The sequence below is a fragment of the Streptomyces sp. NPDC059696 genome (genome assembly GCF_042733745.1).
In the GTDB taxonomy this organism is placed as follows: Bacteria; Actinomycetota; Actinomycetes; order Streptomycetales; family Streptomycetaceae; genus Streptomyces.
The window spans coordinates 42,973-54,974 of the sequence record NZ_JBHWFG010000011.1 but is presented as its reverse complement, the minus strand read 5'-3'; the positions used below and the strand labels follow the sequence as shown (position 1 = coordinate 54,974).

Genomic DNA, 12,002 nt, shown 5'->3' with positions numbered 1-12,002 from the left:
TGCCGCGCCGCGGGGGCACGGACCAAACCCCCCGGGCGGCCCCGACCGGTCCGGTGCCCCGGCCCGGTGGGTCCACGCGGGGGCCGGTGCGGTGCCCCGGCCCGGTGGGTCCACGCCGGGGCCGGTGTCCTTGCCCGTGTTCCGGTGTCCCGTGCGGTGCCCCGGCCCGGTGGGTCCACGCCGGGGCCGGTGTCCTTGCCCGTGTTCCGGCGTCCCGTGCGGTGCCCGTGCCCCCGCCCTTGTTCCCGCGTTCCGTGCGGTGCCTCAGCGGCCTGTCCGGTCCAGCCGTCGCAGGATCGCCCGCTCGTCGTCCGTCAGCGGCGCACCCACCGCCGAGGGCAGCGGCGGCCCGCTCAGCGTCGCCAGCACCGTCGACGGCCGGAGCAGCCGCGTCGGCCCGGTCGTCATGCTCATCACGTCCCAGAGGGCCGACGCCGCGGTGTACGAGCCGGTCGCCGTGCGGATCATGCGGCGCGTGTAGGCGGTGACCAGACGGTCGGCGGCACCGGGCGAACCGCCCCGCGTCCCGGGGTACCAGACGTCCTGGCTCACCGCCATCGTCCACGCGGACTCCACCGGCCTCGCCGCCCGCCGCTGCACCCGCCGGGCCAGCCCCGGCTCGCCGAGACCGGAGCGCCGCAGCTCCCGGCCCAGCTCACGGGCGCCCAGCGCGGCCACCGACATGCCCTGTCCATAGGCGGGGTTGAACGTGGCCAGCGCGTCCCCGAGGACGACGAGGCGCTCGGGCCAGGAGCGGACCTTCTCCAGGTACCGGCGGTGGTTGCTGGTGCTGCGGCTGACGTGGACGTCGGTGAGCGGTTCCGCGCCGGAGATCAGCCGGCCCACGATCGGGTCGGGCAGATCCAGGGTGTACCGGTGGAACGCGTCCGGGTCGGACGGCGGTTCGCCACCGCCCCGCGTACCGGCGAGGCTGACCATCCAGCGGTCGCCCTCGATCGGCAGCACCATGCCGCTGCGGCCGGGCCGCCCCTGGTACGGATCGGCCTGCACCATCGTCAGGGGGAAACGCTCGGCGCCCTCGGGGGTGCGGTAGAGGCGGGTGGCGTTCACCAGGCCGGCGTCCACCGTCTTCTCGCGCACGTCGTGGACGCCCAGCGCGGCCAGCCAGGTCACGATCCGCGAGCCGCGCCCGCTCGCGTCCACCACGAAGTCGGCGGCGAGTTCCTCCTCCCCGCCGGCGGTCGACAGGCGCACCCCGCTCACCCGCTGCGGCGACCCGGTCAGCTCCAGCACCCGCGCCTTGCGGATCACCACCGCGGTGCTGTCCAGCACCGCACCCCGCACCGCCCAGTCGAGCAGGGCCCGCGTGCAGGTCAGCATGCTCGGGCCGGGGTGCCGCCAGCGCCGCAGCCAGCCCTCGGGGGTGAGGGCGACCATGCCCGAGCCGAGCGGGATCTCGTGCGCCCCGGCGGCGAGCAGATGCTTGCGCATGCTCACGCCCGGCACCAGGTCCTCCATGGGGGCCAGCCCACCGGCCATGAGGAGATGCGCGTGACGTCCCTGCGGCAGCCCCTTGCGGTGCTCCGGCCCCTCGGGCAGATCGTCCCGGTCGAGCACGATCACCTCGTCCGCGACGGCGGACAGGGCCGCCGCGGCCAGCATGCCGGCCAGACCCGCACCGATGACGACAGCTCTACGCGACATGCGACTCCTCGCACTCAGCCATGAAGGCTCCTTCGCCCCTGAGGGCACTCCCCGGCGTCCGGCCGCAGCGGTGCGGCGCACAACACCCGTCCACCGGCACCGGTTTCGAGCCATACGGGCCTCGTTCCGGACAGCTCTCACCGTACCTTCACGTTCCGTGCGCGCGGCCTTCCGTGCGGGTCTCGCCCGGGTATTCGGCCGGGCCGGCCCCCGGGGCGGCGGGATCAGCCGGTGAGCGACTTGCCGTCCGTGTGGTCACGGGCGAGGGCGCGGATCGCCCGCAGGTCCTCCGTGCGGCGCAGGGCGCGGGACACGGCGCCGATCTCGCGCAGCAGGTCCGTGGTGTCACGGGCACCGGTGCCCTCGTCGTCCCGTGTGAGGTGCCTGGCGTCGGCCGCGTCCAGGATCGCCGCGGTGGCGGCGAGTGCCTTCGCCCGGTCCGGCGGGTGGCCGAGGGCCAGGGCGGCGTCGTGGAACCGTTCGCGCCGGTCCTCGTCGATGTGCCGGGCGAGCGGCAGCAGCACGTCGCGGATGAACGTCTCCCGGCGGACCAGCCGCAGTTCCGGCGTCGCACGCAGCAGGAACGGGACCCCGGAGCCGTTGACCGTCCTCATCAGCAGGTACAGCGGCCGCAGTTCGTGCAGGGCCAGCCGGACGTGCCAGCGGCCGTGCAGGTACTGTCCGGCGTGCGGCAGGATGAAGCCGACCGCTATGAGGACGGCGGACAGGCAGGCGAGGGGCGGGGCGACGGCCGTGCTGAGCCAGTCCAGGTCCCGCCCGGACCAACGGGCCACCACGGCACTGATCTTGGCGGCGTCGAAGAGCAACTGCGCCGCGTAGCCCACGCCGAGGAACTTCAGCCCCCAGCGCAGCAGCGAGTCCAGCCCGTCCGTGCGGACCCAGTTCCAGATCAGCCCGTTGGTGACCAGCGCGGCCACGGTGTGCGCGAGCAGGTACAGCACGATCACCTCGCGCATGTACGGGGTGTTCGCGTAGTACGTGTCGAGGTCCCGCAGCCGCTCCACCGGCACGTCCGCGAGGGCGAACAGCACCCACATCGCGACGATCACACCCGAGTAGACGGCCACGACCCCGCGCATCGCCCGCCGGGTGCGCTCCGAGCGGTCGGACAGGCCGTTGCGCCAGGAGATGATCAGCAGCAGGCAGAAGGCGCAGAACGCGGTGAGCAGCGAGTAGACCCAGGGTCCGGAGAAGTTCGCCACCCCGGTGAGCCGGTTGACCCGGGCGATCGTCGACGGCGCCACGAAGACGAACACCGCGCAGGCGAGCAGCAGCAGCCCGCCGACCGCGCGCAGCATCGGGTCCTTCCACAGCCGGATGATGCTCGGCAGCTTGATGGCCAGGGCGGCGGCCAGGACCCCCGCGGGGATCCACCAGAAGTTCGGGTAGAACTGGTTGACGAACTCGGCCGGGGTCAGCGCCACCGTCGTCACGGTGCCGCACCTCCTCGCGGCCCCCGGTAGTACAGGGACCGCTGCACGGGTTCGAGGGGCACCTCGGGTTCGCGTCCGCCGGGCAGCAGCGCCCGGCACCCCGCCGCCAGCCGGTGCCCGAACGCGTCGGCCTCCGCCTCGTCGCGTTCCCGGGAGCCGTGGCGGGCGGCCACCGCGAGGGCGACGTCCTCCCAGCCCGGCCGGTCGGCGAACGCGTGGGCCGCCGCCGCGCCCGCCCCGTGGTGATGTCCGTGCCCCGCGTGCAGGTGCCACAGCTCATGTCCGAGGATGACCAACTGCTGCACGGCCTCGGCCCGTTCCTCGACGATGACGAGGTCGAAGTCCTGGAACTCGACCCACAGGCCGGTCACTTCTATTTCGTCGGGGAAGCGCTCGAACCGCAGCTCCACGGGCCGTCCGCCGCGCCGCGCGCTCATCTCCTCGCACAGCGCCCGGCACAGCGACCGTACGTCGGTGGGCCGCCGGGGTCTCTTCCGGACCGCGGTGGCGAGCTCGGCGGCCAGGCCGCGCATGGCCGGGCCACTGCGTGAGCGCCTGAGCGCGGCGGCGACTCGGGCGGCCCTGGTCCGCGCGCCCGCGATGTCCATCGCTCCCCCTTCTCACCGCCGGCCTACGGCCTGCCGGCCCGTCCGAGACTACGCGCCGGAAAGTGTGCGCGTCATGCGATCCGGCGTCCGATGTTCACCGGGAAACGACCGTTCCTGTCCGGAAAATCCTGACCGAAGCCGAGCCGGACCATTGACGTGCCGACGCCACGAATTTACGGTCCCGTTCGAGGTAACGAGCGCAATCCGAAATACCGAACAGTAGGGGCGGCCGCGACCGCATCCGCACCACCACCCCCGAAAGGCGACCATGCACACCGCCCGCTTCACCCTCGACCCCGCCTTCACCGTCGGCGACGTCAACCCCCGCCTCTTCGGCAGCTTCGTGGAACACCTCGGCCGCTGCGTCTACACCGGCATCTTCGAACCCGACCACCCCACCGCCGACGACCAGGGCCTGCGCCGGGACGTCCTGGACCTCGTCCGCGAACTCGGCGTCACCACCGTCCGCTACCCCGGCGGCAACTTCGTCTCCGGCTACCGGTGGGAGGACTCCGTCGGCCCCGTCGAGGACCGCCCCCGCCGTCTCGACCTCGCCTGGCGCTCCACCGAGACCAACCGCTTCGGCCTCTCCGAGTTCATCGCCTTCCTGAAGAAGATCGGGCCCCGGGCCGAGCCCATGATGGCCCTCAACCTCGGCACCCGGGGTGTCGCCGAGGCCCTCGAACTCCAGGAGTACGCCAACCACCCCGTCGGCACGGCCCTGTCCGACCTCCGTGTCTCCCACGGCGACAAGGACCCCTTCGGCATCCGGCTGTGGTGCCTCGGCAACGAGATGGACGGCCCCTGGCAGACCGGCCACAAGACGGCCGAGGAGTACGGTCGCCTCGCCGCCGAGACGGCCCGGGCCATGCGCCAGATGGACCCCGGCGTCGAACTCGTCGCCTGCGGCTCCTCCAGCCAGTCCATGCCGACGTTCGCCGCGTGGGAGGCGACGGTCCTGGAGGAGACCTACGACCTCGTCGACCACATCTCCCTGCACGCCTACTACCAGCCCGAGGACGGTGACGTCGACTCCTTCCTGGCCTCAGCCGTCGACATGGAGTCCTTCATCGAGAACGTGGTCGCCACCGCCGACCACATCGGCGCGAAGCTGAAGTCGAAGAAGAAGATCAACCTCTCCTTCGACGAGTGGAACGTCTGGTACATGGCGCAGTGGCACGAGATCGAGAACTCCGGCGCGCGGGAGTGGGCCGAGGCCCCGCGCCTGCTGGAGGACAACTACAGCGTCACGGACGCCGTCGTGTTCGGCTCGCTCCTCATCGCCCTGCTCCGGCACGCCGACCGTGTCACGGTCGCCTGCCTCGCCCAGCTCGTCAACGTCATCGCCCCGATCATGACCGAGCCCGGCGGCCCGGCCTGGCGGCAGACCACGTTCTTCCCGTTCGCCCAGGCGGCGCGGTACGGCCGCGGCCGGGTCCTGGACGTCCGCGTGGACTCCCCGACGTACGCGACGAGGAAGTACGGCGAGACCGACCTGCTGCACGCCACCGCCGTGCGCGCCGAGGACGGCACCGTCACCGTCTTCGCCGTCAACCGCAGCCGCACCGACGCCCTGCCGCTCGACGTCGCCCTGAACGGCCTCGACCTGACGCGGGTCGTCGAGCACAGCGCCCTCGCGGACACCGACCCCGACGCCCGCAACACCCTCGACGACCCCGAGCGGGTCGCCCCCCACCCCGTCGACGGCACGGCCCTGCGGGACGGCACGCTGAGCGCCGTCCTGGAGCCGCTGTCCTGGAACGTGATCCGGCTGGGGTGAGGCCCGGGACCCGGTCAGCGCTCGATGCGCGTCGTTCTCCCGCCAGGTTCCGCCGTGCCACGCGAGCAGATGCGTGGCCCCGGCCGTGTCGGTGCCGATCGCCCACACCGAACGGGCACAGGCCCCGAGGACGGCCCGGTCCGGTCACACCGGAGTGACCGGCACGCCACCCGCCGCCGCGCCCAGCAGCGTCAGCCGCACCTCACCGGGCCCGGCCGGTGTGGTCCCGTCGGACAACACCGCCAACGCCAGTGTGTTGGCACCCCGTGTGCGCAGGACCCCGTTCGGCAACACGAAGGTGTGCTGTGGACCTACATCGTTGATGTACTGGCCCATGTTCCAGCCGTTGAGGAAGATCTGGACGCGGTAGGCCCGCTCCGGGTCGTCGTCCAGGACGAGACCGACCGAGGCGTCCACACCGGGGTCGACGTCCAGCCGGAAGTCCGTCCGGTACCAGGTGACGCCCTGCCGCCGGTCGGACCGGGGCAGTTCGGCGGCCTTCCAGTCGCCGTCGTCGTACTCGGGCAGGTGCCAGCCCTCGCGCTCGCCGTGCAGCCCGCCGGTGTTCATCGGCCCGCGCACGGGGTCGGGTGCGGCGGCGCCCTGGACACGCCACTTCACCTCGGGGGAACCGCCCTCGAAGGTGACGGCCGTCAGGCCCCGCGCGGCCTTGTGCGTGTCGAGGGCCTCGCCGTCCATGTCGTGCTGCATCCGCCGCACGAGCACGGACAGCACGTGCCGCTCACCCTTCCGGTCCTGCTCCCGCCCCGGTTCCCGTTCCTGCTCCCGCTCCTCGCGGAATCTCTCCCGCAGCTTCTCCGGCAGCTCGAAGCCGGCCTTCGCGGTCCACGTCCCCTGTCGCGCCCGGTCCTTGTCCGGCACCGGCATCCGGTGCGTGCCCAGCGGCTCGCCGTCCAGCCAGGCCATCAGCAGGCCCTGCGTGCCCGTGCTGTAGGCGAGGGACACGGACTCGATGCCGCCGTCGCCGCTCCACTCGCCGCGGTACCAGACGTCGCCGTAGTGGAAGCCGTAGTCGTCGGCGAACAGGACGGGCTGCCCGGCGGGCACGGGCGTGCTGCTGAACGTCGTCTCCTTGTCGGCCGTCGTCCACTCCGAGTCGTCGAAGTCCGGCTCGGACTCCGGGTTCCCGGCCCGCCGCCGCCAGCCTTCCAGCGCGGGCAGGGCCGGTCGGGCCACGCCGGGCAGCGGCCGCAGCGCCAGCAGGCTGCCGGAGGCGCTGATCCGGGTGGCGACCGGGCGCCCGTTCCAGGTGACGTGGGTGATGCCGCGCGGCCCCCACACCTCCAGGCCGGTCTGCCCGATGGTGTCGCCGCGCAGATGGACCGTCGAGCCGCGCAGTTCGGCCGACCGCAGCAGGGCGGGGCCGTAGACGAGGAGCGGGCCGGACGGGGTCTCGTAGGGCCACAGCCGCAGTGAGGTGGCGTCGTCGGCGAACAGCACCAGCATCGGTGTGTCCACGCCGTCGCCCTCGACCCGCACCCGGCTGAGCCCGCCGGCGCCGAGCGGGGCGGTGATGTTCAGCTTGCCCAGGTTGTAGGCCCAGGCGGGCTCCGCGTCCAGCCGCATGGGCGTCGGCTCGTCCGCGCACTCCAGGACGACCTGCGCCATCTCGCCCCGGCGGCCCGCGAACACGGCGATGTCCTGCCGTCCGGCGGTCAGGCTCACCATGGGCTGCACGGTGGAGTGCACCAGTGTCCGCTTGCCGAGCCGGAGGTTGGCGGCGATCAGCTTGGCGTCCCGGGCCGGGACGGTGACCGGCACGTCGATCCCGGCGTCCGGCAGCGTCGCGGCGACGGCCTTGCCGGTGTCGTTGCGCAGGACGTAGAAGTGGGCGCCGGTGTCGGGGTTGGTCAGGTGGTAGACCTTCATCCGCTCGTCGGTCGCCCGCACCGTCTTCGCCCGGTGCAGCCTGGCGAGGTCGGGCACGGACCGCAGCAACTGCCCGATCTGGTGCATCGGGGCGAGCTTCGGGGTGGCGTTGCGCGCCTCGTCGAACGCGGCGCCGTAGTCGTACGAGGTGTACACCGCCGGCGCGGGCAGCCAGCCCCAGGAGGTGCCGCCGTACGTCATGTAGACGTTGTGCAGGGTGATGCCGTTGGCGAGGTGGGTGAGATAGAAGCGCCGTTCGTACGCCGCGTCCCGGGTCCGGCGCGCTTCGGCGTACCCCTTGCCGTCGAACGTGGACCCGCCCCACGGGTCGAACCAGCCGCCGCCGGACTCGGGCACGAACCCGGGCGTGCGCGGGCTGGCCGTCGCCCCGCCCTTTTGTCCGCCGGCCCCGAACGACCCCCAGTCCGGCGGCACGTGGTCCGGCTCCGGGTAGCCGTCGAACCCGTACAGCCAGCGGCCCTTCTCGCCGCCGGTGCCGAACGACCCGGGCGTCCAGGCGCCGTTGCGCCCCTTGTCGTTGTGGAACAGCGGCACGTCGATGCCGTCGGCCCTGACCTTGTCGTACAGGTACGCCATGTAGGCGCGGCCCGAGGGCTCGTCGACGTGTGCGTCGTACTCGTTCTCGATCTGGTAGAGCAGGACCGTGCCGGTGCCCCGGGTGAACAGGCGCCCCGCGACGACGGCGTTGACCGCGGTCAGCCACTCGTCGACATAGCGCAGATAGGTCGGGTCGGAGGTCCGGGCCCGTCCGTCGGTGGCGGTCAGCCAGCCGGGGAAGCCGCCGGCGTCGACCTCCGCGTTGATGTACGGCCCGGGCCGCAGGATGACGTACATCCCCGTTTCGGCGGCGGTCCGCAGGAACAGGTCCAGGTCGCGCACGCCGGTGAAGTCGTAGCGGCCGGGTGCGGGGGAGTGGTGGTTCCAGGCGACGTACACGCTGACGGCGTTGTAGCCGTGCGCACGCATCTTCTCCAGGACGTCCCGCCACAGCGACGGGCTCGGCAGCCGGAAGGGGTGCATCTCGCCCGACCACAGCATCAGACGACGGCCGTCGACGATCAGCGAGTGGCGGTCGAAGCCGACCTCGTGCGGCCGGCCGTCCGCGCTCGGCACCGGGGGCGGCGGGCCGGTGGGTGCGGTGCGGGCCGGGTTGGCGGAGGTCGGCGACCCGCTGCCGGTCAGCGCGAAGCCGAGCGCCGCCGTGCCGGCCAGAGCGTGGAAGGTGCGCCTGCTGAGCTCCAAGGGAGCGCCTCCTGGTGTGCCATGCGATAGGTGGTGCGCGGTGCGTGTGCTTGTCGTACGGGGCGGGTGTGCTCGCTGAGGAGCGCGGTGCGTGTGGTCAATGTCTACAGGGTGACCGCGACAATGGTCCTATGAGGATCTCGGCACGTGCGGACTACGCGGTACGAGCGGTCGTGGAGCTGGCCGTCCGGCAGGGGGAGGGGCCGGTCAAGGCGGAGGCCGTCGCCACCGCGCAGGACATTCCCCACAAGTTCCTGGAGGGCATCCTCGGCGATCTGCGCCGGGGCGGGGTTGTCGACAGCCGGCGCGGCGGGGGCGGCGGCTACCGGCTGGCCCGGGAGGCCTCGCGGATCACCGTCGCGGACGTGATCCGCGCCGTGGACGGTCCGATCGTCTCGGTGCGCGGCGAGCGGCCGACCGGCCTCGCCTACTCCGGCACCGCCGAGCCACTGCTGCCGCTCTGGATCGCCCTGCGGGCCAATGTGCGCAGGATCCTGGAGGGCGTGACGGTCGCCGACCTCGCGGCCGGGGCGCTGCCGGAGCCGGTGGAGCGGCTGGCGGCGGAACCGGCGGCCTGGGAGAACCCCTGAGGGGCGGCGGCCGTGCGCGGCGCGGTGCGTGATCCTCATTTCCGTCCTCGGGATGTCTTCGGGTCGTCCGTGGGATGTCCCCGGTCTGACGTCCGGGTGGTGCAACGCACCTTATGCGCCCTCCGGAGGCCGGGTGAATTCCCGCCAGTGTGAATGGCCGGACAGCTACCTGGCCCGCTCCTGCCGCCCTGCGTACGATGCGACCGCTCCCGGCCTTCACAGCTCCTTCATGGAACGGTCACAGGCCGGGGGCGCATGCGCTGTCGCTTTGACATGCTCATGTCTATCGCGCGTTCCACCCCCCACGTACGGATGGGAGAACCATGGCCGGTGGCCTGCTCCTGAGTGGCGCGATCGCCGCGTTGCTCACCAGTGCACTTCCCGCGCAATCCCCGTCCTCCGGGTTCGACGACCCGCCCCCGGACAAGATCATCATCAAGGTCGCCACGGTGAACGGCTCCGGCTGTCCGCAGGGCACGGCAGCGGTCGCCGTCTCCGAGGACAACACGGCGTTCACGGTGACCTACAGCGACTACCTCGCCCAGGCCGGCGGCGGCTCCGACCCGACCGCGTTCCGCAGGAACTGCCAGCTCAGCCTGATCGTCCACGTGCCCGGGGGATTCACCTACGCCATCGCGAGCGCCGACTACCGGGGCTTCGCCTCCCTCCAGCCCGGCGCGAGCGGCTCCCAGCGGGCCTCGTACTACTTCCAGGGCTCGCCCAGCACGGTCTACAAGAACCACCCCTTCAGCGGCCCCTACAACGACAACTGGCAGGCCACCGACGAGACGGACTGGGCCCAACTGGTCTACGCGCCCTGCGGAGTCCAGCGCAACTTCAACATCAACACCGAGCTCCGGGTCAACGCCGGTTCCCAGTCGGCCAACAAGGTCAGCTTCATGACGATGGACTCCACGGACGGGGACATCAGCACGGTCTACCACCTGGCGTGGAAGCAGTGCCCCCCGAAGAAGTCGTGACGCCGTGAACGGGGGTGGCCTCACCGGACCGGCGGTCCCGGTGAGGCCACCCCTTCGTGGTCTCCGGAGAGCACCGCCCGGCTGGGGCCCACGGATGTGTGCGGGCGGCGACCACGGGATGGCCGGTCCCTCAGGTGCCACGGGGCGCGCTCCAGGGAGCGCCGTTTGCTGAACTGTGAACCTTCCGAGGAGCGGGCACGCGGACCGGAGGGTGGGGCTCGACAGGTTGGCTGGTTCCCGCCCCCTCGGGCTGGCGTGCAAAAACCTTTGCCCGCTTGCGTGTGCGATGCGCTACGGTCTGTGCGACACGATCATCTGACTGTCACTCATAGGGGGAACTGTGAAGACTGGAATGCGTCTGGGTGGCGTCTGTGCCGTCCTGCTCGCCGCGACCGTGATGACGCCCACCGCGTCGGCCGTCGACCAGGCCGGCCCGAAGGCGGGCGCGGCGATCCAGACCGTGGACATCAAGGGTGTCAAGGTCGCCAAGGAGGCGTCGGCCGAGACCAAGCGGATCATCGAGGCCAAGGCCGGAGTCGCCGCGGCCGCCGCCAACGTGTGCGGATCCGGCTACACCATCTCCACCGGGGCCGCCCGCTACGGGACCTATGGCACCACGTACACGTGGACCAACGGCAAGACCACGGGCGACCGGTACTACGACAAGCCGATCTGCGCCGTGTTCTTCAACGACACCGGCGCGGCCCACTACATGGGGATCCGGCTGAAGGACAACTACACCGACACGCCCCACAAGGAAGACTTCGGCACCTTCAGCACCTACGCCGGGCCCGTCTACCAGAACCGCGGCTACTGCGGCGAGGCGTACTCCTACATGAAGGTCGGCAGCAGGGTCGTCGTCGACAACATCCTCACCGTGGGTGCCTGCAACTGACGCTCACCTCACGACAGTGCCGCGCCCGCGTCGTGCGGGCGCGGCACTGCCTCGGGTCCGAGCCGCGGCAGGTGAGAGGGCGTCAGTCCCGCGTCGCCAGGGCCGCGGCTGTCGCGCTCACGAAGGCCTCCGGGTTGTCCAGCATGATGTTGTGGCCGCAGTCAGGGATCGCGACGACGGACACTCCGGCCTCGGTCAGCGCGTCGGCCCCGGGAAACGGGCCGTCGGAGGCGGGGAGCAGGAAGGTGCGGGGAATCTTCAGCTCCAGCAACAGCTCCCGCATGGTGGGGTCCGTGCCACGCGTCAGGTGCACCGCGCTGCGGTGCAGGGCCTCGCGGCCGGCCAGACGCATCGTGGACCACCAGTGCGGGCCGACCCGGTCGCGGACCTCCGCCCAGCCGCCCGCCAGGAACTCCTCCTCCGAGTAGGCGGCGATGCCGCTGCTGCCCGGGGAACCGGGTGCGCGCGGGACCGGGTCCAGGTTCGCGTCGATCAGGACCAGGCGGGAGACCAGGTGGGGGTGACGGGCCGCGAGGACCACGGCCACCGAGCCGCCCATGCTGTGGGCGATCAGTTCGGCGGCCGAGACGTCCGCCGCCGTCAGGGCGCCGGCGAGCGCGTCGGCATGGGACTCCAGGGTGTAGTCGAAGTGCGCGGGGCGGTCGCTGATGCCGTGGCCCAGCAGGTCGACCAGCAGGGAGCGGCGGCCGGAGAGTCCCGGGTCGACCGCGACCTCCGTGAAGTAGGCCGGTGACGTGGCACCCAGCCCGTGCACGTAGACGCGCGGCGGCTGCCGCCCCGGCAGTTCGACCCAGCGGATACGGTCGCCCTCGGGCGTTACGGCGGCGCTGCGCACGGTCGGCATCTCCTCCGGGCG

General features: G+C 72.1%; 9 protein-coding genes. 4 read left to right on the top strand and 5 right to left on the bottom strand.

What is annotated here, in order from left to right:
- Positions 1–264: 264 nt before the first annotated feature.
- The 3 genes from ACFV20_RS14615 to ACFV20_RS14605 form a co-directional block, all read right to left on the bottom strand.
- Positions 265–1,665: an NAD(P)/FAD-dependent oxidoreductase gene (locus ACFV20_RS14615; protein ID WP_385656203.1), complete on the bottom strand. Its 1,401-nt coding sequence runs from the start codon at positions 1,663–1,665 to the stop codon at positions 265–267.
- A gap of 224 nt (positions 1,666–1,889) precedes the next feature.
- Complete coding sequence (locus tag ACFV20_RS14610; RefSeq protein WP_385656201.1) at positions 1,890–3,119, bottom strand: DUF6545 domain-containing protein; 1,230 nt, start codon at positions 3,117–3,119, stop codon at positions 1,890–1,892.
- Positions 3,116–3,727 carry a toxin-antitoxin system, toxin component family protein gene (locus tag ACFV20_RS14605; RefSeq protein ID WP_385656199.1) on the bottom strand — a complete coding sequence of 204 codons (612 nt, stop codon included), beginning with the start codon at positions 3,725–3,727 and terminating at the stop codon, positions 3,116–3,118. The genes ACFV20_RS14610 and ACFV20_RS14605 overlap by 4 nt, the downstream gene beginning before the upstream one ends.
- 268 nt (positions 3,728–3,995) lie before the next feature.
- Between ACFV20_RS14605 and ACFV20_RS14600 the strand changes: the two genes are divergently transcribed.
- Positions 3,996–5,507 (top strand): alpha-N-arabinofuranosidase, encoded by a 1,512-nt coding sequence (locus ACFV20_RS14600; protein WP_385656197.1) that lies wholly within the window; start codon positions 3,996–3,998, stop codon positions 5,505–5,507.
- Between the two features lie 144 nt (positions 5,508–5,651).
- Here the strand turns inward: ACFV20_RS14600 and ACFV20_RS14595 are convergent, their stop codons facing one another.
- A complete protein-coding gene (locus ACFV20_RS14595; RefSeq protein ID WP_385656195.1) occupies positions 5,652–8,660 on the bottom strand; it encodes a beta-galactosidase in 3,009 nt (1,002 codons plus the stop codon).
- 131 nt (positions 8,661–8,791) lie between these two features.
- Between ACFV20_RS14595 and ACFV20_RS14590 the strand changes: the two genes are divergently transcribed.
- The 3 genes from ACFV20_RS14590 to ACFV20_RS14580 all read left to right on the top strand — a co-directional run bounded on the left by ACFV20_RS14590 (position 8,792) and on the right by ACFV20_RS14580 (position 11,125).
- Positions 8,792–9,250: an RrF2 family transcriptional regulator gene (locus tag ACFV20_RS14590; protein ID WP_385656193.1), complete on the top strand. Its 459-nt coding sequence runs from the start codon at positions 8,792–8,794 to the stop codon at positions 9,248–9,250.
- A 323-nt stretch (positions 9,251–9,573) separates the two neighbouring features.
- A complete protein-coding gene (locus ACFV20_RS14585; protein ID WP_385656191.1) occupies positions 9,574–10,230 on the top strand; it encodes a DUF4360 domain-containing protein in 657 nt (218 codons plus the stop codon).
- A 340-nt stretch (positions 10,231–10,570) separates the two neighbouring features.
- Complete coding sequence (locus tag ACFV20_RS14580; RefSeq protein ID WP_385656189.1) at positions 10,571–11,125, top strand: hypothetical protein; 555 nt, start codon at positions 10,571–10,573, stop codon at positions 11,123–11,125.
- Between the two features lie 82 nt (positions 11,126–11,207).
- On the opposite strand, the gene ACFV20_RS14575 is transcribed toward ACFV20_RS14580, so the two are convergent.
- Complete coding sequence (locus ACFV20_RS14575) at positions 11,208–11,981, bottom strand: alpha/beta fold hydrolase (protein ID WP_385656187.1); 774 nt, start codon at positions 11,979–11,981, stop codon at positions 11,208–11,210.
- Between the last annotated feature and the right edge of the window lie 21 nt (positions 11,982–12,002).

Excerpts from the sequence above, each read along its gene's own strand:
- ACFV20_RS14615 (WP_385656203.1), bottom strand. The coding sequence starts at position 1,665 with ATGTCGCGTAGAGCTGTCGTCATCGGTGCGGGTCTGGCCGGCATGCTG.
- ACFV20_RS14605 (WP_385656199.1), bottom strand. The coding sequence starts at position 3,727 with ATGGACATCGCGGGCGCGCGGACCAGGGCCGCCCGAGTCGCCGCCGCG.
- ACFV20_RS14600 (WP_385656197.1), top strand. The coding sequence starts at position 3,996 with ATGCACACCGCCCGCTTCACCCTCGACCCCGCCTTCACCGTCGGCGAC.
- ACFV20_RS14590 (WP_385656193.1), top strand. The coding sequence starts at position 8,792 with ATGAGGATCTCGGCACGTGCGGACTACGCGGTACGAGCGGTCGTGGAG.
- ACFV20_RS14585 (WP_385656191.1), top strand. The coding sequence starts at position 9,574 with ATGGCCGGTGGCCTGCTCCTGAGTGGCGCGATCGCCGCGTTGCTCACC.